The 24,415-nt window shown below is 45.1% G+C and carries 24 protein-coding genes and 2 pseudogenes; 15 read left to right on the top strand and 11 right to left on the bottom strand.

Features of this window, described 5'->3' with window-relative positions; translation table 11 throughout:
* Positions 1-169 precede the first annotated feature (169 nt).
* Positions 170-1,345, bottom strand: a complete 1,176-nt coding sequence (gene hmpA, locus ELS82_RS02855) for an NO-inducible flavohemoprotein (RefSeq protein WP_134834146.1) — start codon at positions 1,343-1,345, stop codon at positions 170-172.
* A gap of 229 nt (positions 1,346-1,574) precedes the next feature.
* On the opposite strand from hmpA, the gene norR reads away from it, so the two are divergent.
* The 9 genes from norR to ELS82_RS02810 all read left to right on the top strand — a co-directional run bounded on the left by norR (position 1,575) and on the right by ELS82_RS02810 (position 11,128).
* Positions 1,575-3,164, top strand: coding sequence for a nitric oxide reductase transcriptional regulator NorR (norR, locus tag ELS82_RS02850; RefSeq protein ID WP_134834145.1), 1,590 nt, complete (start codon positions 1,575-1,577; stop codon positions 3,162-3,164).
* Positions 3,165-3,237: 73 nt separating this feature from the next.
* On the top strand, positions 3,238-3,597 hold the full coding sequence (locus ELS82_RS02845) for a glutaredoxin family protein (RefSeq protein ID WP_134834144.1): 360 nt from the start codon (positions 3,238-3,240) through the stop codon (positions 3,595-3,597).
* Positions 3,598-3,611: 14 nt separating this feature from the next.
* Entirely contained in the window at positions 3,612-4,220 is a 609-nt protein-coding gene (locus tag ELS82_RS02840) for an HAD family hydrolase (protein ID WP_134834143.1), read from the top strand.
* Positions 4,221-4,325: 105 nt separating this feature from the next.
* Entirely contained in the window at positions 4,326-4,946 is a 621-nt protein-coding gene (locus ELS82_RS02835; RefSeq protein ID WP_134834142.1) for an NAD(P)H-dependent oxidoreductase, read from the top strand.
* Positions 4,943-6,862 (top strand): monovalent cation:proton antiporter-2 (CPA2) family protein, encoded by a 1,920-nt coding sequence (locus ELS82_RS02830; protein WP_134834141.1) that lies wholly within the window; start codon positions 4,943-4,945, stop codon positions 6,860-6,862. The genes ELS82_RS02835 and ELS82_RS02830 overlap by 4 nt, the downstream gene beginning before the upstream one ends.
* Before the next feature lie 140 nt (positions 6,863-7,002).
* Positions 7,003-8,340, top strand: a complete 1,338-nt coding sequence (locus tag ELS82_RS02825) for an MATE family efflux transporter (RefSeq protein WP_134834140.1) — start codon at positions 7,003-7,005, stop codon at positions 8,338-8,340.
* A 200-nt stretch (positions 8,341-8,540) separates the two neighbouring features.
* Complete coding sequence (locus tag ELS82_RS02820) at positions 8,541-9,458, top strand: DMT family transporter (RefSeq protein WP_134834139.1); 918 nt, start codon at positions 8,541-8,543, stop codon at positions 9,456-9,458.
* A gap of 127 nt (positions 9,459-9,585) precedes the next feature.
* The gene (locus ELS82_RS02815; protein WP_134834153.1) at positions 9,586-10,467 is read left to right on the top strand and encodes a DMT family transporter; all 882 of its coding nucleotides are present in this window, start codon (positions 9,586-9,588) and stop codon (positions 10,465-10,467) included.
* 61 nt (positions 10,468-10,528) lie between these two features.
* Positions 10,529-11,128, top strand: coding sequence for a glutaredoxin (locus ELS82_RS02810; RefSeq protein WP_134834138.1), 600 nt, complete (start codon positions 10,529-10,531; stop codon positions 11,126-11,128).
* Between the two features lie 110 nt (positions 11,129-11,238).
* Here the strand turns inward: ELS82_RS02810 and ELS82_RS27330 are convergent, their stop codons facing one another.
* From ELS82_RS27330 to ELS82_RS02800, 3 genes are all read right to left on the bottom strand, one after another.
* Positions 11,239-11,373: a hypothetical protein gene (locus tag ELS82_RS27330; RefSeq protein ID WP_279630701.1), complete on the bottom strand. Its 135-nt coding sequence runs from the start codon at positions 11,371-11,373 to the stop codon at positions 11,239-11,241.
* Between the two features lie 70 nt (positions 11,374-11,443).
* Entirely contained in the window at positions 11,444-11,794 is a 351-nt protein-coding gene (locus ELS82_RS02805; protein WP_134834137.1) for a hypothetical protein, read from the bottom strand.
* Positions 11,795-11,846: 52 nt separating this feature from the next.
* Entirely contained in the window at positions 11,847-13,025 is a 1,179-nt protein-coding gene (locus tag ELS82_RS02800) for a multidrug effflux MFS transporter (RefSeq protein WP_134834136.1), read from the bottom strand.
* A 113-nt stretch (positions 13,026-13,138) separates the two neighbouring features.
* Between ELS82_RS02800 and ELS82_RS02795 the strand changes: the two genes are divergently transcribed.
* Together ELS82_RS02795 and ELS82_RS02790 are read left to right on the top strand one after the other, a co-directional pair.
* Positions 13,139-14,026 (top strand): LysR family transcriptional regulator, encoded by an 888-nt coding sequence (locus ELS82_RS02795; RefSeq protein WP_134834135.1) that lies wholly within the window; start codon positions 13,139-13,141, stop codon positions 14,024-14,026.
* 134 nt (positions 14,027-14,160) lie between these two features.
* Entirely contained in the window at positions 14,161-16,011 is a 1,851-nt protein-coding gene (locus ELS82_RS02790; RefSeq protein ID WP_134834134.1) for a putative bifunctional diguanylate cyclase/phosphodiesterase, read from the top strand.
* Between the two features lie 41 nt (positions 16,012-16,052).
* Here ELS82_RS02790 and ELS82_RS02785 read toward each other — a convergent pair whose 3' ends face one another.
* Both ELS82_RS02785 and ELS82_RS02780 read right to left on the bottom strand, forming a co-directional pair.
* Complete coding sequence (locus ELS82_RS02785; protein WP_134834133.1) at positions 16,053-16,535, bottom strand: hypothetical protein; 483 nt, start codon at positions 16,533-16,535, stop codon at positions 16,053-16,055.
* A 32-nt stretch (positions 16,536-16,567) separates the two neighbouring features.
* On the bottom strand, positions 16,568-17,080 hold the full coding sequence (locus tag ELS82_RS02780) for a nicotinate-nicotinamide nucleotide adenylyltransferase (RefSeq protein WP_134834132.1): 513 nt from the start codon (positions 17,078-17,080) through the stop codon (positions 16,568-16,570).
* Positions 17,081-17,265: 185 nt separating this feature from the next.
* Here ELS82_RS02780 and nadE point away from each other — a divergent pair, with 185 nt between their 5' ends.
* Together nadE and ELS82_RS02770 are read left to right on the top strand one after the other, a co-directional pair.
* On the top strand, positions 17,266-18,093 hold the full coding sequence (gene nadE / locus ELS82_RS02775; RefSeq protein WP_134834131.1) for an NAD(+) synthase: 828 nt from the start codon (positions 17,266-17,268) through the stop codon (positions 18,091-18,093).
* A 259-nt stretch (positions 18,094-18,352) separates the two neighbouring features.
* The gene (locus ELS82_RS02770; RefSeq protein ID WP_134834130.1) at positions 18,353-18,901 is read left to right on the top strand and encodes an MSHA operon transcriptional regulator; all 549 of its coding nucleotides are present in this window, start codon (positions 18,353-18,355) and stop codon (positions 18,899-18,901) included.
* A 92-nt stretch (positions 18,902-18,993) separates the two neighbouring features.
* Here the strand turns inward: ELS82_RS02770 and ELS82_RS02765 are convergent, their stop codons facing one another.
* The 3 genes and pseudogenes from ELS82_RS02765 to ELS82_RS02755 form a co-directional block, all read right to left on the bottom strand.
* On the bottom strand, positions 18,994-19,728 hold the full coding sequence (locus ELS82_RS02765; RefSeq protein ID WP_134834152.1) for a substrate-binding periplasmic protein: 735 nt from the start codon (positions 19,726-19,728) through the stop codon (positions 18,994-18,996).
* A gap of 115 nt (positions 19,729-19,843) precedes the next feature.
* A complete protein-coding gene (locus ELS82_RS02760; protein ID WP_167489205.1) occupies positions 19,844-20,089 on the bottom strand; it encodes a hypothetical protein in 246 nt (81 codons plus the stop codon).
* Between the two features lie 120 nt (positions 20,090-20,209).
* Positions 20,210-21,103: pseudogene (locus ELS82_RS02755) on the bottom strand (DMT family transporter).
* Between the two features lie 99 nt (positions 21,104-21,202).
* On the opposite strand from ELS82_RS02755, the pseudogene ELS82_RS02750 reads away from it, so the two are divergent.
* Positions 21,203-22,624: pseudogene (locus ELS82_RS02750) on the top strand (aminotransferase-like domain-containing protein).
* 14 nt (positions 22,625-22,638) lie between these two features.
* The gene (locus ELS82_RS02745) at positions 22,639-23,190 is read left to right on the top strand and encodes a DUF924 family protein (protein WP_134834127.1); all 552 of its coding nucleotides are present in this window, start codon (positions 22,639-22,641) and stop codon (positions 23,188-23,190) included.
* A gap of 63 nt (positions 23,191-23,253) precedes the next feature.
* Here the strand turns inward: ELS82_RS02745 and ELS82_RS02740 are convergent, their stop codons facing one another.
* A complete protein-coding gene (locus tag ELS82_RS02740) occupies positions 23,254-23,775 on the bottom strand; it encodes an ATP:cob(I)alamin adenosyltransferase (RefSeq protein ID WP_134834126.1) in 522 nt (173 codons plus the stop codon).
* A 105-nt stretch (positions 23,776-23,880) separates the two neighbouring features.
* Positions 23,881-24,411 carry a heme utilization protein HutZ gene (gene hutZ / locus ELS82_RS02735; protein WP_134834125.1) on the bottom strand — a complete coding sequence of 177 codons (531 nt, stop codon included), beginning with the start codon at positions 24,409-24,411 and terminating at the stop codon, positions 23,881-23,883.
* Positions 24,412-24,415 lie beyond the last annotated feature (4 nt).

The raw sequence follows: 24,415 nt of genomic DNA, 5'->3' as shown, positions 1-24,415 counted from the left end.
AAGCTCAAGCAAATGCGAGAAAGCGTCAGCCATTTCATTTTACCAGACAAAAGAAAGGACCGAACGTTTCCACGTTCAGTCCTCTTTGTTCCGGCCAAATATCCGTTTAGGTATAAGCGTTAGCGCTTATCCGAATGGCATTACTTCATAAAGGGCCTTTTTCGGTTAATTATAAGTAAGCGTGAGGGCCAAACACCTCATAATGAATACGATCGCGATCTACACCCACGCTTTCTAACTGCTTCACTGCTGCTTCCATAAAACCAACTGGACCACATAGGTAGAAGTCGCCATTATCAATTGGTAGTTCTTTGGCAACTAAAGTCACATCTAATTGGCCAGAGAAATCTGCGGTGCTTTCTGTTAAGTACCAAGTAAACGTTGGCCAGTTGTGCTCAAGAGCAAGGTCAGACACCTCTTGCTTGAAGGTATGCTGCGCAGCATTGTTACAAGCATAAAGCACAGTGACGTCTTTTTTACCTTCAGACGCAAAAGTCTGCATCATTGATTGCATCGGCGTCGCCCCAACACCTGCCGAGATCAATACCGTCGGCTTGCGCTTTTCTTGATAGAAGAAGTCACCTGCTGGCGGATATAGGCTGACCGTGTCACCTTCATGAACGTCATCGTGCAGATGGTTTGAAACCAACCCTTTATGTTCACCGATTTCACGTTTTACAGAGATTCGGTAATCTACCCCGTTTGATTTTTGTGATAGCGAGTACTGGCGAATCTCGTTGTTCTCTCCCGCTGATGGTTTTAACTCAATGCCGATGTATTGACCCGGTTGGTAATCTAATACCGCTTGGCCATCTTCTGGAGTCAGCACGAAGCTAGTGACAAATTCAGATTCAGTCTTCTTGCTAGAAACCACAAATGAACGCGCATTCGCCCAACCGCCAACTGCTTGTCTGCGTTGTAGGTATAGCTCACCTTCTCGATCAATGAAGATCTGCGCCAAAAATAGATACGCAGCAGTCCATGCTTCTTCCACTTCTTGAGTAAATGCGTCGCTTGCGAGTTCACGCAGTGTCTCAATCAAGTGATGACCGACGATTTGGTAATGCTCCGCTTGAATGTTAAAGCTGGTGTGTTTTTGGGCAATTCGCTCTACTGCAGAGGTCAACGCCGCCAAGTTTTCAATGTTTTTCGCATATGCAGCAATCGCTTCAAACAGAGCCACACCTTGGCGGCCTGTTTTTTGATGCGTCATATTAAAGATGTCTTTAAGTTCAGGGTTATGAGAGAACATTCTTTGGTAGAAATGTTGAGTTAATGCAGGCCCTGCAGATTCTAGTAGTGGAATGGTACTTTTAACGACTTCAATATGTTGGTTGTTAAGCATTGAGACTTTCTCCTCATTAATTTTTTAATTATGCGTGCCTACATTTGCAGGAACGGTGCCAACTTTAATATCCTTGTAAAACACTGGTTTTTCGTCACTTTCCAGTCAATTAAATGTCATTTCGACACATATAGTCAGAGTCTTATTGACTCATAGAGTTTGAAATATCTCTCAAACTGTGTTTAATTCTAAATCAACATTTAATAGCTCTAGTGCACGACAACAAGCCATGCAAGATATTTCTATTTCTACGCTCATCGACATGACCATTGGTCTCGCTCGCGGTGACAACGATCAAGACCGATTCAACAACTTACTCGACGCGATTCGTAAAGCCATTCAATGCGATAGCGTGGCGTTGCTCTCACTTCAAGGTGACACTCTTGTCCCGCTTGCTCTTCAAGGCCTAACTAGAGACACCCTCGGCCGTCGATTTAAAATCGCTGAACACCCTCGTTTCGCGCAAATCTGTGAGTCTAAGAGTGCGGTCCGATTCGATGCAGACTCTGACTTACCCGATCCATTCGACAACCTGCTGCTCGACTACGAAGGTGACTTACCGATGCACTCATGCATGGGGCTACCTCTGTTCTACGCCGATAAGCTGCTTGGCGTTTTAACGCTCGATAGCTTAACCCCGGGCGTATTTGAGCAAATACCAACACGCAGTCTTGAAGCACTTTCTGCAATTGCCGCTTCTACGTTGAAAGTCGCTCTTGCGGTAAGCCAACTTGAACAGCAAGCTAAACAAACTCAACAAAAATTCGAAGAGCTCAACGAAGAAGCTTGGGACAGAGACGGCAGTGACATCATTGGTGACAGCCATTCTATGCAAGCACTTAAAGCGGATATTGAAGTCGTCGCCCCTTCTAATTTCAATATTCTTATCCACGGTGAAACGGGTGTGGGTAAAGAGCTGGTTGCGCGCAGTCTTCATCACTTATCACCACGCAAAAAACAACCTCTGGTTTACGTTAACTGTGCCGCGATTCCTGAAAATCTAGTAGAAAGTGAGTTATTTGGCCACGTGAAAGGCGCATTTACTGGTGCAGACAAGTCTCGCTTGGGTAAATTTGCCCTTGCTGATGGCGGTACCCTTTTCTTAGACGAAATCGGCGAACTTCCCCTAGCAGCGCAAAGTAAGATATTGCGCGCGCTACAAAACAATGAGATCCAGCCTGTCGGTCAAGACAAGGTACAAACCATTGATGTTCGAGTGCTGGCAGCAACAAACCGTGACCTGAAGGAAGAAGTTGCAGAAGGCCGATTCCGCTCAGACTTATATCACCGCTTGAGTGTCTACCCGATCACTGTCCCTGCGCTTCGCGAGCGAAATGGAGACATTGTGCTGCTTGCGGGTTACTTCCTAGAGCAAGCAAGAAGAAAGCTTGGCATCGTGCAAATCAAGCTGGGCAAGGAAGCGCGTATTGAGTTAGCCCGCTACAACTGGCCGGGTAACGTACGCGAGCTTGAGCACGTGATTAATCGCGCGGCACTAAAAGCAAGGGCAAGAGGACGAGGCGGCAAACTGATCACCATCTCTGTCGAAGATGTTGGTGAGCTAGACTCGATGCCAGATATGCCAATCCCTAGCGAAGGCTTAGCAACTCATTCTTTAGCGGAAATAAACCCATCGTTAGGCTTAAGAGAGTCGACGGAAGAGTATCAACGCCAAATGATCATTACCGCATTAAACAACGCGGAATTTAATTGGGCACAAGCAGCCCGCCAATTAAAGACCGATCGCGCGAACTTAACTCGGCTGGCGAAACGCTTAGGCATTGAAGTGAGCAAGAAGCATCAAATAAAGCTTAGCTAAGTTTAAGATTGGTCACATCTCAGTTACAATGCGTAACGTAAATGTCACCTCAAAATATAATAATAGGATTGTTATGAAGCTTATCCGCTGGTTCTTAGGGCGCATAATTTTACTGCTCAACTTTGTCTTTTCACCAAAAGGCGTAAAACGCTCTACGGAAGACCAACAAGCTGTTGATTCAAAAGCGCAGTCTCTGGCGTTATACCAGTTTGAAGCATGCCCTTTCTGTGTGAAGGTGCGTCGTGCGATGAAGCGCCAATCAGTCAAGTTTGACTTACGCGATGCCAAAAATGACCATGCCCACCGCTCAGAGCTTGAAACTGGCGGTGGTAAAGTGAAAGTGCCTTGTTTAAGAATCGAAAAAGATGGCGACGTACAATGGATGTATGAATCGTCAGATATCGTTGCTTACTTGGAGAAAGAGTTCGCATAATTAAAGGAATGTCTATGTCACATGTGCCACTCAATATCCCTCAAATCAAAGCCATCGTTTTTGATCTTGATAATACTCTAGTGAGCTCAGACATGGACTTTCAATGGTTAAGAGAGCAGCTTGGTTGCCCAAGTAGTCAAGACCTGCTCTCTTTTATCGACCAAATTGACTGTCAGAAAACTCAAGCCAATGCGCATTCATTGGTTCTTCAACACGAACTCGAAGACGCAGAGAAATCCAACCCAATGCCGGGTTGCAAGTCCCTTCTCAACTTTATCAACAGTAACAACCTTCTGACTGCAATCATTACCAGAAACTGCTCTGAAGCGGCTAACACTAAGCTTTCTCACAACAAAATAACCATTCCTAAAGTTATTACGCGTGAACACTTTCCGCCCAAGCCTGCTCCCGACTCCTTACTCTTCTTAGCCAATGAATGGCAACTTGATTCGAGTGAGATCCTGTATGTTGGGGACTACCTCTATGATCTGCAAGCGGCGTTCAATGCAGCGATGCCTTCGTGCCTCGTTACGCATGGAAAACACACGCCATTCACAGCTCATGCCTCACTCATCGTTGAGCATTTGAGCGACTTAGAAGCCACCATTTCTAAGCATTACTGATTCTATGTAATAACTCATTGAGCCTTAGTTCTCTTTGATGAATAGCTCGACGTTATGTAAAAATAGCTTGATACCGCCAACACTTATCAACCAGCGAGACAAAATATGTCAAACAATAAAGTCCTCGTGTTATACGCTCACCCTTCTCCTGGGCGCTCTGAAGTCAATCAGCATCTTTTCAATACCGCCAAAAAGGTTGAAGGAGTTACGGTTGTAGACCTTTATTACGAATACCCAACCTATCAAATTAATATCGACAAAGAGCAGCAGCGCTTACTAGAGCACGATGTGATCATCTTTCAATTTCCGCTCTACTGGTATTCAACGCCTGCGATTTTAAAAGAGTGGCAAGATCTAGTACTGGAATACGGATTTGCTTACGGCAATGAAGGTACCGCATTACATGGCAAAAAGTTCCTGTGCTCGCTGTCAGCCGGCGGCAAAGCTAACGCGTACCAAACCGATGGCTACAACCACTACACCATTCGTGAGTTGCTTCATCCGCTTGAGCAGATGGCAAGCCTGACGGGTATGAACTATCTCGCGCCATTTGCACTGTTTGGTGCACGAACAGCACAAGCCGATGGACGTGTCGAAACACATGTTGAGAATTGGACACGACTGCTAAAAGCACTCGTCAATGATCAAGTCGATTATGAGCAAGCCAATAAGGTAGAGAAACTCAATCACTACGTCGACACACTAGCGAAAGAGGCACAGCTATGACCGGTTACTTCCTGCAAGCATTCATTTACTTAGCGGCGGCAGTCATTGCTGTACCTATCGCTAAGCGTTTGGGGCTAGGCTCTGTATTAGGCTATCTGATCGCTGGTGTCGTGATCGGCCCTATCATAGGTCTTGTCGGTGAAGAGACTAACACCATCCAGCACTTTGCTGAATTTGGTGTTGTTATGATGCTGTTCTTAGTCGGCTTAGAGCTTGAGCCGAAGATGTTATGGTCGATGCGTAATCGCTTAATTGGTTTAGGCGGACTTCAGGTTGGCGGCACTGCTGCCATTGTCATGGCTATCGCCCTCTACTTCCAACAGCCTTGGACTATTGCTCTGGCTATAGGTTTGATCTTCGCCCTTTCATCAACCGCTATCGTACTGCAAACATTCAACGAAAAAGGCCTCAACAAAACCGACGGCGGCCAAAACGCCTTCTCAGTGCTGTTGTTCCAAGATATTGCTGTGATTCCAATGTTGGCTTTTATTCCGCTCTTGGCACTTCCAGAGTTGGTAGAGCAAGCACAATCTGCAGTCACCGCCGCATCCGATCACCACGAGGAGCTTAGCCTTGTGGCTGGCTTACCCCGCTGGGCTTACGGCTTAGTGATCATTGCTTCTATTATCGGCTTAGTCGTCGGTGGCCACTACTTAAGCCGACCGCTATTCAGATTTGTTGCTAGCTCTGGGCTGCGTGAAATCTTCACCGCAACGGCGCTAATGTTGGTCGTCGGTATCGCCGCTTTGATGAGCTTAGTTGGCTTATCTCCAGCACTAGGGACCTTCCTTGCAGGCGTTGTACTGGCTAACAGTGAATTCCGACACGAACTCGAATCCAATATTGATCCTTTTAAAGGTCTGCTGCTCGGTCTATTTTTCATCACCGTAGGGGCTGGGATTAACTTTGGCATTCTGTTTGATGACTTTGCATTGATCATCGGACTCACTCTAGGCGTCATGTTGCTTAAAGCCGTTGTCCTTTACGCCCTTGCGTTTATTTTTCGGATTAAAGACAGCAACCGCTGGCTATTTACTCTTAGCCTAGCTCAAGCCGGGGAGTTTGGTTTTGTTCTACTGAGCTTTACCGTGCAAAACCACGTTATCCCACCAGAGATTGCGCAGACATTATCACTGGTGGTTGCACTGTCGATGTTCCTCACTCCTGGGCTATTCATTCTGTTTGATAAAATCATTTTGCCGAGATTTGAGCAGCAATCAAACGAGCGAGAAGCGGACACTATCGAAGAAAAAGGGACGGTTATCATTGCTGGAATTGGTCGATTTGGCCAAATTGTTAACCGCTTACTTGTTTCCAATGGTGTTCATACCGTCGTCCTTGATCAGCAAGCTGCGCAGGTAGATGTTGTTCGCCAAATCAATACCAAGGCTTACTTTGGTGATGCGAGTCGTCCCGATTTGTTGCATACCGCAGGGATTGAAGAAGCGTCAATGCTGGTGATTGCCATAGATAACCGAGATACCTGTGTCGAGCTTACTAAGTACGTCAAGCACAGCTATCCTCATGTTAAGGTTCTCGCTCGCGCATTCGACCGAGGACACGGCTACCTACTTCGCCAAGCCGGAGCCGATATTATTGAGCTTGAAACTTATCATTCATCGCTTGAGCTTGGCGCACATGCAATGCGAGAGTTGAATTTCCATCCATTCCACGTCGAAAAACAAAAAGCGGCATATAAGCGTGTTGAGGACAAAAAATCCGATAGACTCTACCATGCTTGGGAGGATGATTCGGAAAACGAACGTTTCGACAATAACTACCGAAAACTCTTTATGCACATGGAAGAACATATCAAGTTAGCGATGCAAACCGATCGTTCAGATCGCCATGAAAGTGGTGATCGCGGATGGACGCCGCCACCAAGAGGTTATGCAGATGACTTTAAGCAAGAGTAGCGCTTTCGCATGATTATTTAGCCAGCCCCTTGAAATCCGGCAGTATGGCTACGATGTATGTGGAATAAGAGTAAGCCGAGGCGCAATCGCCTCGGTTTAACTTTAAGTTCAGTCGAAAGACCTTAATTCAAAATGTGGCTATGACTTCAACAACACAAGATCCAACGCCTTCTCTAGGGAAGCAGTTATTCAAAATGACTTGGCCAATGCTGTTTGGTGTGCTCTCACTGATGAGTTTCCAACTGGTAGACAGTGCCTTTATCGGACAGCTCGGCGTTTTACCTCTCGCCGCTCAGGGCTTTACCTTACCGATTCAAATGATCATTATCGGTATTCAGGTTGGTTTAGGCATCGCTACCACCTCTGTGATTGCTAAAGCGATTGGCGCTAGGCAAGAGCGCTATGCCAAACAGCTCGGTGGCCTTGTCATTGCAATGGGTAGTGTTGGTGTGGCGTTGTTCTCTGTGATTATCTATTTAATCCGCGAGCCTATTCTACAACTGCTTAGCGCACCAGAATCCATACTCCCTATCATTGATAGTTATTGGATCTACTGGCTCGTCAGCTCATGGACGGGCGCAGTGCTCTATTTCTTATACAGTGTCTGTCGAGCCAACGGTAATACCATGCTGCCGGGGACTATGATGATGGTGACCAGCGCGCTCAACTTAGTGCTCGACCCTATTTTTATTTTCACTTTAGATATGGGCATCAACGGCGCAGCCATAGCAACCATTATCGCATTCGGCTTAGGTATTCTTTTTGTCGCACCTAAGGTGACCAGCAAGCATTGGATGAGTTTCGATTGGAATGACTTAAACGTCGTAAAAAGCCTTCGCTCGATTGGTAATATCATGGGGCCAGCGATGATCAGTCAATTGCTGCCACCGCTCTCTTCTATGCTCGCAACAAAACTACTAGCAGGCTATGGCACGGCAGCTGTTGCTGCGTGGGCTCTGGGGTCAAGGTACGAGTTTTTTGCTATTGTTTCCGTCCTTGCACTGACGATGTCAATGCCACCAATGGTCGGAAAGCTGCTCGGCGCTAACAACCTGACAGACATCCGAAAACTGGTCACTATCGCGGTCAAATTTGTACTGGGTTTCCAATTGATCATCGCCGCTGCCACTTGGCTTGGCTCTAACGGTTTGGCGACTCTCATGACCAGCGAAGGTGAGGTTGAGTCGATTCTTAACTATCACCTAATGATTGTGCCATTTAGTTTAGGGCCACTAGGCATTTGTATGTTGATGGTTTCAATCAACAATGCGCTTGGAAAGTCTTATACCGCGCTGACGATTTCAGCACTGCGACTGTTTGCCTTCTTCTTACCATGTTTATGGCTAGGATCGCACTTGTATGGTATCCAAGGTCTATTCTGGGGTGCGTTTATCGGTAATATTCTTGCGGGGATCTGTGCTTGGTCTATGTACCAAAATGCGCTAAACCAAGTCGAATTAAAGTTGCAACAAGACTAACAACAAGCGGTTGCATTTTATGTGCGACAAAGATAGTCTAAAAATTCACCACCAATCGGAATGATTATGACTTTTATGTGTACCTACCTTTGGCTCCTTCTTCTCAATGCCTGTAGCCGGTAGGTAACACTGCGCCTGGCTACGAGAACGTAGCCAGCCTTCCTTTCTCGTAGCCTCCACTCTCAAAGGATACGAGACGAATGACCGAAAAAACTCACACCGCCGCTTCTAGCTCTTCATCTGCCACCCAGTTTGGTATTTTGATGGCACTCGCAGGTTGTGTTCTTTTCTCTGTAAAGCCGATATTTATTAAGATTGCTTATCAATATGGTGGCGATGCTACGTCGATCATGACGCTACGAGCGTTCAGCTCACTTCCGGTCTATTTGCTCATATTCCTATTTCTGTGCCGTCACAGAGAAAACCGTATTAAGGTTAAGCGTTATGGTTTAAAAGCTGCCGCGATTGGTGTCATGGGTTATTACCTCGCTAGCTTTTTAGACATCGCTTCACTTGCGCATATCTCAGCGCAACTTGAACGCCTCTTGATCTTTCTTTTCCCAACCTTTGTTGTACTGATCAGTTGGGGGCTGTACGGCAATAAGCCCACTCGCGCCGTATTGTCTTCCGCTCTGATTGGCTATGTAGGGATTGGTTTTATTGTATTTCATGACTTCAGTGCCTTTGGCTCATCAGTTGTCTCAGGGAGTTTGCTCGCGATCATCTCGGCGTTGGTCTTCGCTTTCTATTTAGTCTGGAGTAAGCCACTTATTGGCCACTTAGGCAGCTCAATGTTTACCAGCATCGGCATGGGCAGCGCGGGACTTGCGATTCTTGTTCACCTATCACTGAGTGATGCCTCTCCGGCTGATTGGAGCACTGAACTGATTACCATCGGTATTTTACTCGGTATTTTTTGTACCGTGCTGCCGTCTTATCTGATGGCTGCAGCAATGGCGCGACTAACCCCGACAACACTAAGCCTGACCAACAATATCGGACCTGCCATCACCGCCGTTTTTGCCGTGATGGTGCTCGATGAGTTGTTTACTATTTGGCATGCGATTGGCCTTATTCTTGTCGTCGCTTCCGTCTACACACTGAACAAAAAGCGCTAAGGCGAATCAATCCATACAGAAATTGTCCTCATTCGGCTTTATTGAAGAACAAGTTCAGATTACTGAGGTGATCTCACTTCAATAAAGTCGTATGATTCACACTATCAATTTTTCATACACTTACATCATGACCACCAGAAATCATCACCCTATTCAAGGGGCTAGCTGGATGCTTACGGCAGGGCTAGCATTTGCCATTGTTAACAGTCTTGCACAAATCGCCAGTATTAATTTTGGCCTATCATCAACCACCGTCGCCCTTATCCAATATGCCATTGCACTGGTCGTGATCCTTCCTTATTTGAAGACGTTAGGTATTGGCAAATCGCTGCGAACTCAGCATCTTGGTCTGCATGTCTTTCGCGTCTTTCTAGCGGTTATCGGTATTCAGCTTTGGCTTTGGGCGCTCGCCTACCCTGTTCCGATTTGGCAAGGCATTGCTTTGCTGATGACATCACCACTGTTTGCAACGGTTGGCTCGGGGTTATTCCTCAAAGAGAAAGTAGGCCCTGCGCGCTGGGCAGCAACGCTAGCGGGCTTTGTTGGCGCAATGATCATTCTAGAGCCATGGTCAGAAGAATTTAACTGGGCAACCTTGCTCCCAGTAGGTGCCGCTTTTTTCTGGGCCTGCTATGCATTGATGGTAAAAAAACTCTCTTCTGACGATTCTCCTTCAACCATGGTGGTCTATCTTCTTATCTTGATTACGCCATTTAATATCTTACTTGCGCTACCTGACTGGCAAATGCCAAGCGGTGGAACGATTTGGCTCGTTCTGTTCGCGGCTGGCGCAATGACAGCGCTGGCTCAGTGGGCTATTGTAAAAGCGTACTCGGTCGCAGATGCTTCTTTTGTTCAGCCATTTGACCATGCAAAACTGCCACTGAATGTGCTGGCTGGTTGGGCAGTATTTGGCTGGGTTCCACCAGGTAGATTATGGTTAGGCGCAGCTATCATTATTGCATCTGTCGCGTTCATCACTCGCTGGGAAGCAAAAAAATCAAAATAGCTGAAAGATAAGCTATCTGACACCGTTCTAATTAGTCATAGGCATTTAAGGAGAGCAATCTATGACAAGTCCAATAAAACTAACACTCTATAAATGGGCTGGTAGCTGGGGACCATTTAAAGTAAACATTCCATGTGGTGAATGTACGCTAACCAAAGATATCCTTACCGATACCTTTGAAAATGAGTTGGCTGGTATCCCTATCGAGTTAGAAGTTAAGGACTGGCTTTCACATTGGTGGGAACCGCTTAAAGTTGGCGCTTGGCATGCTCCGATTCTGATGGTCGAAGGTAAAGTCGTTAGCCAAGGCGAAGCGCTCAACCGCGGCGTTTTAGTTCAATCGGTGATTCAAGAATGGACCAAGCACGACACACTAAAAGGCAATATCGTGTATGGCAAAGCTACCTGCCCTTATTGTGTTAAAGCGAAGAAAATATTAGATGAAGCTGGTATTGACTATCACTATTACGATGTCGTCAAAGATAGCGCTGCGCTGTACCGAATGATTCCTGAGGTTAAGGCTATCATCGGTGAGAAAACACCGGTAACCGTACCGCAAATCTGGTTGGACGGTCATTATATCGGTGGTGCGGATAATCTCAGTGCATGGATCGAAGAAAAGGGGCTGAGCACCGTTCCCGATAACGTTGTGTCACTTTAGCGCATACAACCATAAATTTACGCATACAACAAAAAGCCCCGCTGAAATCAGCGGGGCTTTTGACTAAACTCGTTACTCGTCGAGATTAGAAAATCCATTTCACATTGCGCTTACTTAGCCAACTTCTTCATCATTCGTTTGATAAAAGAGGCTTTCTTCGCTTTAGGCTTACCATATAGTGCTTCGTGCATAGCTTGCTTAGCGATCATTTGACCGATATAAGCACTGCCTAGTTCGTGATTCATGATTGTCTCCTAAAAACAGGGGTGTGATTTTAATCACAATTACCACAAAAACAAGAACTATATCACATTACTAAGCGCGTTTTGGCTGAGTGTAAGTTTTGCCTGCCGCTAGGTAAGTATCTTTACGCTTCACGTCAAACATAACATCAAAGAACCACGCAACGAATCGAATTACATCTTCACCTTCATCCATTACATGCTCAACAAACTCTTGCTCTTCGCCTTGTTCGTTTTCTTGTACTGTCACATGGTAAATACGCTTTGCGCCATCAACTTCTGCAAGTGCGAATTGACCAGACAAAGATTCCGCTGCTTCTGAAACTTCACCATCTTCAGATGCTTTTAATAGCTCTAGCGCCTGTGGCAAGTTTTCTTTCTCACATAGTGATTTAACTAAAGTTTCAAACTCTTTATGTTCCATCGTTTTCGTCTCGATATCTCAATTTTGCGGGCATTGTACCCTCAACTGTCGATCAAGCAAACTCTTGCTGCGCAGTGGATACCTTCTTAGAAGCAATCAAGACATAAGCCATGGTTAACGCGGCGATCAAATAAAACACCCCCATCGCAAATTGGCTCTGTACCCAGTATTCAACCAAATATCCACCGAATAAACCCGCTAAGCACATTTGAATTGAGCCTGATAGCGCCGACACCGAGCCCGCTTGTCGTTTATGCGGCTCAAGCAACATGCTGATCGACAACGGGAAAGAGATACCTTGAGCAACCGTCAACCACGTAAACGCCCAAACCAGGTTGAACAACGAAACTGGCATAACGACTAACCAAACTCCGGCGAAGGTCATAATTCCAATAGCTAACGTCATCAACTGACGTGTAGACAGGTAGCGATTCAGAACATTCAATGCCAGGCTTCCGGCCATAAGTCCCGCTGAAGGAATGATCATCACCGAGCCATACTCTGCAGCGGTTAAACCTAAGTTATGTTGCAGGATGAAAGGCATTACGGAGAGAGAAACCAAACTCGCAAGGTAACTAATCCAGTTATAACTTGCGCTCGATATAACCTGCTTGTTGGTGATAAGACGCCCGTAGTTCTTAATTACATTACCTACATCAAAGCGGGATTTACCGTAGCTCATGGTTTCAGGCAATATGAAGTAGCCGAGCGTGAAAATAGCCACAAGGTACAGCAAAACAAAACTGAATACCGCTTCCCAACCTAAGTAGAAAGAAATCCAACCGCCTAAAACTGGCGCAACAATGGGCATTACTGAAGCAGTAACAGAGATGTAAGAGAGCGCTTTGGTAAGTTGAACTCCCTCATAACTGTCCCGCAGTACACTGCGGCCGAGAACTGACGCACTGCCCGCACCCATTCCTTGCAACAAACGGCCTACCGTCAGAATAGATAAGCTATCCGTGTTAGTAATGCACATCACGGTACCAATTAGGTAAATACCTTGGCCGATAATGAAGACGGGTCTGCGCCCTATCGCATCGGAAAGTGGACCATAGAATAATTGAGAAGCACCGAAGCCGACCAAAAATAGAGTCACTAAAAGTTGGATGTCAGCTTGATTGGCCTGTAAAGATTCACTGATCATCGGCAGAGACGGTAGGTAGATGCTTACACCAACCTGCCCTGTCGCAATGATCATCATGGCTAATAAAATTGGGGTTTTCTTCATAGCGACTCCTTAATCAATTATCTGTAATTTGAGTGTATATGCGTCCCGATTGAATGATAATATGGCAAAATGGAAAGTAATTAATTCCCAAAAAGAAACAATAAGGGTGAGTTATGGATTGGATTCAAAGCGTTCAGAGTTATATTCGTGTTGTAGACGAGGGCAGTTTCAATGGTGCTGCAAGAAAATTGAATACCACCAGCTCAGCCATTAGTAAACGTATTCACTGGCTCGAAGAACGTATTGGCGCACAGTTGCTAAAACGTACGACTCGTTCAGTGACCCAAACTGAAGCTGGCGCCCTATTCTATGAACGCGCTAAAGTGCAATTAGACGGTTGGCAGTCTATTGTCGATGAAACACGTTCGGTTTCAGAAACCCCAGTAGGATTATTGAAGATTGGAGCGACACTCGCTGTCGGTTCTAAGTTTCTGGTGCAATACCTCAACGACTTCCTCAAGATGTATCCTGATATCCGCATCCAGCTTATTACTACGACTCCAGGTCAACTCCCTGCACTCAGTCTAGACCTCTTCATCAGCCGAGAAATCGAGCAGCTCAACTCTCTGAGCTTTAAAGCAACTCCCCTTTTTGAGCATAAAGCCGGTTTTTACGCATCACCGGACTACATCAAACAGCATGGTGAGCCAGAAAACACAGATCAACTCTCTCAACATAATATGCTTAATTGGGGTGAACGTACGCAACGCGAGTACACTTTGACAAATGGGAGAAAGCTATCGCTCAATGGCAACTTTGCTACAACCAACCCAGAAGCATTGTTTTATGCTGCCAAAAGTGGCATGGGGATCTTGTTGACCAATGATGTGATGATCAAAGAAGAGTTGAGAGTGGGAACACTTAAACGAATTTTACCTAACATCACTGCTGATGAGGCTTTAGTTTATGCCTATTACCCAAAACTTGATTACCAACATGCCAGAACTAAACTGTTTTTAGATTATTTGAAAGCCCGCCTATCTAAGGAACAATCTCAGTAACAGGCCCCGCTTAAACTACTCATACAATTAGTTTTCATTTAAGTTTGCAAATGTATGCATCAAGTACCATATTTAAAGAGTAACCCAACCGATAAATAAGCAACATAAGTTGCAATAATAGTGAGTTACTCGTTATGGCTAGGACACCATCTGTACCAGATACACTAAGTGTGGAAACACTTGGCGAGACATTAAGCTTGGACGGCCTTGAGCTGCTCAATAAAGCTACTTATGAGCTACACCAACATACGGGCTCGCTTTGCACTTGTGTTATCGAGTTCGATCAGTTCACTCCAAAATCCGTCTTACTCGCGTCATCGAGTGAGTTAAGGCTGCAGCGAAACCACTGTACCGCCCCTCTAACTCGCAGCACGTGGGCATTTGTGACTCAATCAAACCAGGACTACACACTTTGCCGGAGTCAGGCCTCTTCGCACCACCCGAGTGAGCAATTTATATTTGATAACAACATTGAGGTCTATATAGCGATTCCCTTGAAAGCGGCGAATGGTGAGACGTTAGGTGTTTTGCTTTCAACATTCGACAACGAGATAAACGCCGAACAAGAAGAGCTCCTGATTGAAGGACACAAACTGTTCGCCAATATCGTCACTCACAACCTGCGTGCTAAATGGCTATCCGCGCGATCAGAGACGTTAGTCGACCAGCTCAGCTATGAAGTCTCTCACGACAATTTAACCGGCCTACTTAATCGCAGCTTCCTGTCAGATAAGATAGAACGCCTCAATGAAATGAATATTGATTCGTTCACTCTTGCTTATATTGATATAGATAACTTCAAATCAATTAATGACTTATACGGTAACTACATTGGCGATCAGATCATTAAATTTGTCGCCAACACCATCAAGCTCGCCATTAAAGATAAGCACCTCGCCTTTCGAATCGCGGGTGATGAGTTCGCCTTTATAACCCTATCTGGCGATCCATTCGAGATCTGTCATACCATTATTAAAAACCTAGAGAAAGGCTATCAAGATCCGGCGCACAACATTAAGTTCAGCATCAGTATTGGTTTGGCTAAAAGCGCTGGGCCTAATGTCACTCCAGATCAGATCATACTCAACGCCAGTTTGGCGCTTAAAGATTGCAAGCAGTCTAGGCACATCAATGTCCAATGCTACGATACCCATTTAAGCGCGCAATACTATCGCCGCGCCTTGATCATCGACGCTCTACGAAATGAACTCTCGAAAGAAACCATCAGCGATGGTGAGATTTACGTTGTGGCTCAGCCGATTGTTGAACGAAACAACAAACAATGGGATTACTATGAAATCCTAGCGCGTTGGCAGAGTAAAGCGTTAGGCGCTATTCCTCCTTTAGAATTTATCGAAGCGGCGGAGCAATCAGGCCTTATTGTTGATTTTGGTGAACGCATTGTCGAACTGGCGTGTAAGGCAAAAGTCGCGTTAGAAAAAGGATTGGGACACAAAGTCAAATTGGGGCTTAACTGTTCAGCCCACGAATTGAATAATTCTGAACGCTACTTACAGCACTTGCTCGACACCATACAGCGCTACAACTTTACTCCTGAAGAGTTCACTATTGAGCTGACCGAAACTGTGCTGTTATCGCAAACCGATGAAGTCAAAAGTATCCTGACTAAGTTGCGCTTACTGGGGTTCACTGTCGCTCTTGATGACTTTGGTACTGGTTATTCAAGTCTCAACTATATTCACAGCTACCCTATTGACTGCATTAAGATTGACTCAACGTTTATCAATAACATGTTGAGCAACGAAACAGCCGAGCGCGTAGTTTGGTTGATCGTTCAGTTAGCCAAGCAATTGGAGGTCAAGTTGATAGCGGAAGGCGTAGAAAACCAAGAGGCATTAGAAAAGCTCTACGCAATGGGATGTAACTTAATTCAAGGTTACTATTTTTCGAAGCCCGAGACCCCAGAGCAGTTAATTAACCATTGTTATGAGCGTTTAGAAGGACAGCAAGTTTCTAACGGATAGTGAACGATTAAACTTGCTGCTAGAAAGGTTAGTTTTATGGGTTAGAACGGGACTTCAACTTGCATCATCACGTCACCGTTTCTCTCTTCATGCCAACGATAGTCGAATCGCATGCGAGGTTCGCCGGTATTCATGTCTCCAAAGCCAAGGCTGAGCTGTAAACCATGGCTTTTAATCCACTCTTCCGTATCCATACTAGAAAGTTGATCTTCAAGCTCGCTCGGTACCCATACACCTAAACCAATATAATTTGACGATAAGCTTTTGGTCAAAATTGGATTGCTGTCATTTTGTAATAGCCATTCTGACCAATACGTTGAGTAGTCTGTCGATTCCTCAGCCATATAGCTGCTGATTGAGTCTATAGACTTAGCGGTATAACCAATACCATCAAGGATCGAAAAGCAGACACCTGGCTGCCCTAACATTACCGATTGAGAACTGGAACTGCTGCCATACATCTCACACGCATTTGAAACAGAAGACAACAATAAAGCCCCCCATATCAATCCGCTCTTTGACATTCACGCCTCTTATATATCGTACACTAGACCATTTAATAATACTCTTTTTCGGCAAGTTTGCGACATACTTTAGAGGTTGTGAGGTGAGAAATATCCTTTTTATCAATTAGCGCATTTCGAATATCTGTACTTCGAATTTTCACCTGCTCTGGGCAGCTCAGCACGCGCCATCTCTCTAGAATTTCTTCTGCTTTGTAAAACTTTGAAAAATTGAAGAAATTGTCTGGCCCCATAACAAAAGTTAACTCACTTTCAGGATAACGAGCCTGCAACGCTTCTAACACGGCAAACGTTGTTACGCTACTTCCCGGTTGATGAAGATCTTCTTCAATCGTAGAACGTTCAACATTGGTGACAACAAGATCTTCAATGAAAGCATCCACCAGCTCACAACGAACAGAGTACTCAAGCATCCGTTTTCCCCATGCGTGGGCGATACTCGGTAACAATAGAACACGATCAAAATGGCTAAGAGACTCGATGACGCTCTTATGACCAAGACTAGGTGGATTAAATGCACTACCAAATACGGCAATTTTGCTCATTGTTGTTCTTCACTATCCGGGAAAACCGCGATCACAGTTTTCTAATTTATTGATTGAGGTATGATATAGCGATGTGACTTTAACACGTTCACTTCAAGATTCAGAGTTTGGCCTGAGGTAGACCTGTTAAAGTCACTCGTTAGACTTACAATTTTAAACCATATTGCTTGCAGGAAGGAAACATAATGGAACAGCTGATTCGCGACGAAATGCGCGTTTTGCCATCAATTGACCCTCATTTTGAAATTACTCGTCGCGTCGACTTTATTAAGCGCAAATTACAAGAATCTGGATGCAAGTCTCTTGTACTCGGGATCAGTGGTGGTGTGGATTCAACGACTTGTGGCCGCTTAGCGCAACTTGCTGTAAACCAACTGAATGAAGAAAGTAATGCTGGCTACCAGTTTATTGCCGTGCGTTTACCTTATGGTGAGCAAAAAGATGAAGATGAAGCACAGCTAGCACTGCAATTTATCCAACCTTCTCACTCAGTCTCTGTAAACATCAAAGCGGGCGTCGACGGCTTACACGCTGCAAGCCACATTGCTCTTGAAGACACGGGCCTACTTCCAGAAGACAAGGCTAAAGTTGACTTCGTCAAAGGCAATGTTAAAGCACGCGCACGTATGGTTGCTCAATACGAAATCGCGGGTTATGTCGGTGGTTTGGTGATTGGTACTGATCACTCTGCAGAAAATATCACCGGTTTCTACACTAAGTTTGGTGACGGCGCATGCGATATGGCACCGCTATTTGGTCTAAGTAAGCGTCAAGTACGTGAGCTTGCCGCAACACTTGGCGCGCCAGAGCAGCTTGTTAAAAAAGTACCGACAGCTGACCTTGAAGAGCTCGACCCACAAAAAGCGGACGAAGACGCGTTAAACCTTAGCTATGAGCAAATCGACGATTTCTTAGAAGGGAAGCCTGTCTCTCAAGAGGTTATTGACCGTTTAGTGCACATTTATAAAGTCACTCAACACAAGCGCCAACCTATCCCTACCATTTACGACTAACATAATGTTGGCTCTATCGTTCAATCGGTAGAGCCAACTTTCTACGCTATTCCAATCGATAATACCGCTAAGAATTGTGACCAACGCAAGCCTAAGCCGCCTATTATCTAACCAAATATTGACCTAACTAACTAGCTAGCCTGACAGTTTTTCACTACACTGTGTCGGAAAGTTCTCTAACCTTTTAAATTAGGCGTCCATTTTTGAGCCTATTCTTCTTTGCCTTTTATATATCGACTTAAAATTAGTGTATAAAAATATGGAACAAGATAAATTTACTAATATTTATCGATTACCTACTGCTGTGCAGATTCGTATCGGTAAATGGCAACAAACCTTCAACGGTACTTCCGATCTTGTCATGCACCAAGCTATCGATGTTAGAAACAAGCAGTACCGAAAACCGAATTTTTTTCCTAGTGGTTGGAATGTCCAACTTTTTGATAAAGAAGACATCTCAATCACCAATCATGGCAAATATATCCAAACTGCCATGAGGACGATGCTTGACCGCAAAGTCTCTTATAAACGTATTTATCTTTCTCGATTGCCATTAGATGTAGCAGAGCCTGGCTTGCTCGCGTTTAAAGAGGAATGGATTGCAAAGCACAATCGTGTCGCACGTAAGTACAATCAAATTAAGAAGAAACAATTTGTTCGCTTTGCAATGGAAGAGGTTGAAACCCTTTACCCTTCTATCCCGAAAGGTGAATTTGACGTACAGCTATGGAACAAACTTGTGGTCTCTGAACTTGGTAGCCCGAAAAAGTTTGATAACCCATACTTTGTGAAGAAAGCAAAAGTTTAGCTGGCACTTAAGACCACGTTAAAGTACCAACTGCCCTACTCACAATACCAAACCAGCTCGAACATAGATGTTTGGGCTGGTATCGTAGCTCTTCAGTATTTTTCTAAGATCTCGTCATAACGACTGTTACCAGATTCATCTTTTTTCTTGAGCATATCGAGACCTCGTTGCAGTTTCTCAACGACGCTCTTGTCTGTTTCTCGATTAAAGGCAAAGTACACCTGCCCCTCTTGTACGACATAAACAGCTTCAAATAAGTCTGGGTCTATGCCTGCTTGTCGTGCCCACCAATAAGCAGCACGTTCAGAATAGACCAGTAGATCAATACGCTTCTTCATTAGCTGTTCCGCTAATACCGTCACATACGACGCTTCTTGCATTGAATCTCTAGGAACCCCCAGAGAAAGTAGGCTTTGTTCGCCGATATCATCACGTATTACACCGATACGGTAGTTCGCCATATCTAAAGGGTCATCAATCTTAACATTGGCGTCTCTACGCGCTAGAACAACAACTTTGATATCGACAATCGGCCCCACCCAATTGAACAGCTCTTCACGATGATTTGAACGCGTAGTCGAAAATAGAACCGAATCACCATGAGTCAGTACCGTCCTATAGGAGCGTGCCCAAGGCTGCAAAGTTATCTGGGAAAGCGTCACTGGCTCACCAACTAGGGCGCTAGCGGCCAATAAGATATCAACGGAATAACCCGTAATTTTGTTATCAACTAAGTAGTTTGCAGGTGGGTAACTTTCTGTATAGAAAGAAAGCTCTCTTAAATCATTGTCGGAACTAAAAGCAGGAGAAACAACAAAGTAAGTCATCACCATGACGAATACTCTGCGTAACGAATCATATAGAGTCACAAGACACCCCCTTCGCTGCTGCCTAATACTAAAGTTAGTTCACAGCAGTCAAGTTCTAAAGGGGTTCGCGAAATTAAATTAGCCCGTTACGGCTTAATGCACGCTTAACACTGGTACACATTTTTCCAAAACTGCGTATTTCGTCAAACTGAGGCTCGATGCCCCTATCAAGCGCAGACTCCCAATAGCAGAGATCCGAATCTACCATTTCAAGTAACTTCTTCGGACACCCAATGCAGCTTCCTTTGCTTCCACAGACAAACGTTTCCGATTCATATAAAGGCAACGTCGCTTTCACTTGCTCAATAATGTCACGCATTGCTGTCGCACGATCTGGTTTTCTAGCTGTATTCACGGTTCTACCCAGGAAATGGAGAGAGCGAGATTATAGTCCTCGCTCTCCTTTTGCCAATACCCACAAAGAGTGAGTGCCTATTTATTAAGCTCTTGCCCACTTGGGTCTCGCTAATGACGGCGCTTTGGCAACGAGGTACACCGCGATTGCAGCACACATAAACCCGAGTACACCGTAAAAGTCAAACGATTCGCCAAACATCAACCACGCTTGAATAGCCGTTGTTGGAGGCACTAAATAGAAAACAGAAGCGACACTTGAGGCGGCGCCGTTTTTCACCATGTAGAGCAGTAACAGAACCGCAATGCACGACAACACAACAACCAACCAACCAAACTAACGTCAATATGAATGGCATACTCCAGTTAACTTCCATCGTTTCAAAGCTGGCTGCATAAGGGAGAAACAATAAGCCCGCCGCAAAATATTGAACCGTTGCACTGCCCACCATATCGACATCTTGGCAGTATTTTTTCTGATACAGCGTACCCAGTGTGATACCAAACAAAGCGACAAAACAGATCGCAATAGCCGCCAACTTATGCTGGTCAGATTGCCACTCTATCTTGCCCATCAATACCAAGCTAATACCAATAAAGCCCAGCAGTAAGCCCAACCACTGTGACGGCTTAAAGGAGTGCTGGGAAAGCTAACCAGTAGCAACGCGGTCAATATTGGCTGTAAACCAACCAACAATGAACTCAACTCTGCAGGCATACCGAGATCAATCGCTATGTAAGAGCCCCCCAAGTAAAAACCATGGATGAGTAAGCCAACCACGGCACTGTGAAACAGTCCTTTGCCCGTTGGTATTCGTCGGCGCAGGCAAACGACCAGCACCGAAAACAGAGTGACATTGCCGAGCATGCGAATGGAGAGAAGCGTTGCAGGCTCTGCATATTGAAGTCCATACCTTGCACCAATAAAGCCAGATGCCCATAAGATGACAAATAAAAATGGGATGTAACGAACCAACATAAAAACTCCTCTGGATTTTCTCCTTGTTATACCGATACTCTAATAGGCACAGAAAATACCAAAAGACACAGATTAGATAGTTTTGTTGGGTACAGATTTATGGACATGAATAATAAGTACGTGATGGTCGAAGAGTCGATTAAACACCAAATTGATTCTGGGCTCTTGGTGAGCCAAGACAAACTCCCCTCGATACGAGCGTTAAGTCAGCAGTTGTCGGTCAGCAAAAATACCGTGATTCGCGCCTATCAAGAGCTCGAAGCACAGGGGGTCATCTATGCGGTGACAAAGTCGGGTTATCACGTTAACCATCGTCAAGATACTCTAAAGCCAGTCACTAAGCCCAATCAGGTCGACTTACTTTCTGTCTGTAAAGAAATCCTCACTTACTCGCCTGAAAATGAATGGCTCGCGACAGGCACCGCGCACCCAAACATCGACACGCCGATTATCAAAAGCCTTTACGCTGAAATTGGACGCCACAGTCGTCGGCAAGCCAATGTAGCAAGCCATTATCAATTGCCACCGGGAAACGATCAGCTCATTAAGCACCTTGGTAAAATAAGCCAAGACCTTGGTGTCAATGCGCCCGCCAATCAAATTGCTGTGACACACGGTGCTCAGCAAGCGATCAGTTTGGCCCTGCGCGCATTAACTCAGGCTGGAGATATTGTCGCCGTCGAGTCCCCGTGTTACTTCGGCAACCTATTATTGATGGAATCACTCGGACTCAAAGTCGTAGAGATCCCCAGTTGCCCTAAAACAGGGATAGAGCCAGAGAGTTTACGGCAAGCCCTTAAAAAATGGGATATAAGCGCCATCTTAGTCACGCCCAATTTCACTAACCCGACCGGGGCAAGAATGCCGTTAGAGAAGCGGGTTGAGCTGCTTAAACTGGCTCCGTCGATTCCTATTATTGAAGACGATGTGTTTGGTGCCCTCGCATTCGATCAAGGCATACCACCACTTAAGGCTCTTGATAAAGATGATCGGGTTATCTACGTTAACTCATTGTCGAAAGTGCTCGATTCAAGACTGAGAATTGGTTGGGTTACTGCTGGACAATATCAAGCCAAAATAGAAAAACTCTTGCTCTGTGACAACATGGGCAGCTTAAACTTGATGCAATCGGCTGTTGCGGATTTTCTGGGTACCGGGAAATACCGTACTCACGTTCAAAAAATGCACCGTTTTTATCAAGCCAACGTGAAGCAGTTTCATTGTGAGTTAGTTACTGCGCTCAATCAATATCCGGAGCTGAGAGGCCGATACCAGATTTACCTGCCTCAAGGCTCATTTCTACTTTGGTTAACCCTACCCGAACACATTGACTCAGAAAAAATCTACCAGCAAGCTAAACCGGAAGGGATTAGTATTTTACCGGGAACCATTTTTGGAACCAGCGACCAATTTCGACACTGAATACGCTTTAGTTGCTCCAACTTATTAACGAATATGGACTGGAAACAAGGGGTTGCCAAACTTGCTAGTTTTATCCATAGTCAACTGACCTCAACCTAAACATGGAAGACCCAATGAGTATGCTACCAACAGAAAATGACGTGCTGAGCTTTTGGTTCAATGAACTCGAACCTAAGGATTGGTTCGTGAGCAGTGATGAGCTAGACAAAACCATCACGGCTCGTTTCGGTGCATTGCTGGGCAGCGCTGCGCAGTGTGAGCTATCTGGATGGAGAACGTCAGCTAAAGGGCGTTTGGCCGAAATCATTGTCCTCGACCAATTCTCGCGCAACGTTCACCGCAATAGCACTAAAGCCTTTAGCCAAGATCCACTCGCTTTAGCACTCGCGCAAGAGGCAATTGCACTAGGTCTCGACAAAGAGTTAAGCACTACCGAACGTAGCTTCCTCTATATGCCCTTCATGCACAGTGAATCAGCAACGATTCACCAGCAAGCGGTAGAGTTATTTAACCAACCAGGGCTTGAGAATAACTATGACTTTGAGCTCAAACATAAAGTGATTATTGACCGCTTTGGCCGCTACCCTCACCGAAATGAGATTTTAGATAGAGCAAGCACCACTGAAGAAATCGAGTTTTTAACTCAGCCTGGTTCAAGTTTCTAAGCATTTGACCATCGATACAAAAACGCTCCCAATATTGAGGGAGCGTTTTTGTATCGATTAAATTCAGTAACTACGACTGACGAATTCAACTTCTTCGACTTGATTAAGTCTATTGGTATAGGACGCAAGCGCATACATGACATTGGCTAGCAAGTTAGCATAGCGGAACAGAATTGGCGCTGGTGATTTCTTTCCTGAGTGTTCGACAGCGACAAGAGCGCGGACAATTTTCTTCGCTTGAGTGCGACATAAATGCAACTCTGCAGAAATAGGGTGACCTCCAGGCAGGACAAAACCTCGGAAGCCGCCATCAAGCTTGTCTCTTAACAGATTGTAATCATCGTATAACTCTTTTAGTTGACTCTCTTCAATCGCAAGCTTGCCACGGACAGAACCATTAAGGTGGTACACATTAGGCTGGACGCGAGATAAAACGTCACGACTCAACACATCTAATTCCATTGTCAGTACAAGGCCGATGCGGCTACATAGCTCATCAGCGGCAATTTCAAAATCACACACTGGGCTATCTTCATAAATAAACGGGTAACAAATTTCTCCGTGATCTTTACTAACTGGTCGCATTCCAATCCCCACCCTTAAAGTCATTGTAAAAATAAAGGAGCCCTATGGCTCCTTTAGTATGGATTAGATTACCTAGAAACAGCGATGAACTAAATAAGTTTCTGATTAGGCGTTAGAAACTTTTTTGTGGCCTTCTTCTAGGTGGACAAAATCGACTAAGTCATCACCTGACACTTGGTACGCTTGGCCAAAACCTTTAACGAATAGGCCTTGCTCTGGCTTAAGGTTGAACAAGACAAAATCCTGCAATTGGCTAAGACCATCAATGATTTCACCAAAACGATCTTTTAATTGGCCAACAACTTGCTGCCACTGTTCCGATTCACGGTCAACCACACTTGCAACCGCATCAAAGGTTAGGCGCTTGCGAGCAAAAAGCTGCTTCGAGCTATCTTCATCTTCAATCATCATGATAGAGACGTTAGGGTTCGCTTGTAGGTTACGAGCATGGCGCGCGATTTCAGAAATCAGCACAAAATAACCATCTTGGTTTTGTACATAAGGTGCGTAGCTTACATTCGGGCGGCCATTCTCATCAACGGTCGCTAATTGAAGCGTACGACGCTCTTGACGAAACTCTTTAATTTCAGGGCCTAAACGTCCTTGCAGTCGCTCTTGTTTTACTTGTTGATCCATTTGA

The organism is Vibrio ouci (assembly GCF_004551525.1).
Classification (GTDB): Bacteria; Pseudomonadota; Gammaproteobacteria; order Enterobacterales; family Vibrionaceae; genus Vibrio; species Vibrio ouci.
The sequence above is the reverse complement of the archived record's forward strand: the minus strand, read 5'-3'. Positions and strand labels throughout refer to the sequence as shown.

Bases quoted from the DNA above. Each gene is read 5' to 3' on its own strand.
- hmpA (WP_134834146.1), bottom strand. From the start codon at position 1,345: ATGCTTAACAACCAACATATTGAAGTCGTTAAAAGTACCATTCCACTA.
- norR (WP_134834145.1), top strand. From the start codon at position 1,575: ATGCAAGATATTTCTATTTCTACGCTCATCGACATGACCATTGGTCTC.
- ELS82_RS02845 (WP_134834144.1), top strand. From the start codon at position 3,238: ATGAAGCTTATCCGCTGGTTCTTAGGGCGCATAATTTTACTGCTCAAC.
- ELS82_RS02840 (WP_134834143.1), top strand. From the start codon at position 3,612: ATGTCACATGTGCCACTCAATATCCCTCAAATCAAAGCCATCGTTTTT.
- ELS82_RS02835 (WP_134834142.1), top strand. From the start codon at position 4,326: ATGTCAAACAATAAAGTCCTCGTGTTATACGCTCACCCTTCTCCTGGG.
- ELS82_RS02830 (WP_134834141.1), top strand. From the start codon at position 4,943: ATGACCGGTTACTTCCTGCAAGCATTCATTTACTTAGCGGCGGCAGTC.
- ELS82_RS02825 (WP_134834140.1), top strand. From the start codon at position 7,003: ATGACTTCAACAACACAAGATCCAACGCCTTCTCTAGGGAAGCAGTTA.
- ELS82_RS02820 (WP_134834139.1), top strand. From the start codon at position 8,541: ATGACCGAAAAAACTCACACCGCCGCTTCTAGCTCTTCATCTGCCACC.
- ELS82_RS02815 (WP_134834153.1), top strand. From the start codon at position 9,586: ATGACCACCAGAAATCATCACCCTATTCAAGGGGCTAGCTGGATGCTT.
- ELS82_RS02810 (WP_134834138.1), top strand. From the start codon at position 10,529: ATGACAAGTCCAATAAAACTAACACTCTATAAATGGGCTGGTAGCTGG.
- ELS82_RS27330 (WP_279630701.1), bottom strand. From the start codon at position 11,373: ATGAATCACGAACTAGGCAGTGCTTATATCGGTCAAATGATCGCTAAG.
- ELS82_RS02805 (WP_134834137.1), bottom strand. From the start codon at position 11,794: ATGGAACATAAAGAGTTTGAAACTTTAGTTAAATCACTATGTGAGAAA.
- ELS82_RS02800 (WP_134834136.1), bottom strand. From the start codon at position 13,025: ATGAAGAAAACCCCAATTTTATTAGCCATGATGATCATTGCGACAGGG.
- ELS82_RS02795 (WP_134834135.1), top strand. From the start codon at position 13,139: ATGGATTGGATTCAAAGCGTTCAGAGTTATATTCGTGTTGTAGACGAG.
- ELS82_RS02790 (WP_134834134.1), top strand. From the start codon at position 14,161: ATGGCTAGGACACCATCTGTACCAGATACACTAAGTGTGGAAACACTT.
- ELS82_RS02785 (WP_134834133.1), bottom strand. From the start codon at position 16,535: ATGTCAAAGAGCGGATTGATATGGGGGGCTTTATTGTTGTCTTCTGTT.
- ELS82_RS02780 (WP_134834132.1), bottom strand. From the start codon at position 17,080: ATGAGCAAAATTGCCGTATTTGGTAGTGCATTTAATCCACCTAGTCTT.
- nadE (WP_134834131.1), top strand. From the start codon at position 17,266: ATGGAACAGCTGATTCGCGACGAAATGCGCGTTTTGCCATCAATTGAC.
- ELS82_RS02770 (WP_134834130.1), top strand. From the start codon at position 18,353: ATGGAACAAGATAAATTTACTAATATTTATCGATTACCTACTGCTGTG.
- ELS82_RS02765 (WP_134834152.1), bottom strand. From the start codon at position 19,728: ATGACTTACTTTGTTGTTTCTCCTGCTTTTAGTTCCGACAATGATTTA.
- ELS82_RS02760 (WP_167489205.1), bottom strand. From the start codon at position 20,089: ATGCGTGACATTATTGAGCAAGTGAAAGCGACGTTGCCTTTATATGAA.
- ELS82_RS02745 (WP_134834127.1), top strand. From the start codon at position 22,639: ATGAGTATGCTACCAACAGAAAATGACGTGCTGAGCTTTTGGTTCAAT.
- ELS82_RS02740 (WP_134834126.1), bottom strand. From the start codon at position 23,775: ATGCGACCAGTTAGTAAAGATCACGGAGAAATTTGTTACCCGTTTATT.
- hutZ (WP_134834125.1), bottom strand. From the start codon at position 24,411: ATGGATCAACAAGTAAAACAAGAGCGACTGCAAGGACGTTTAGGCCCT.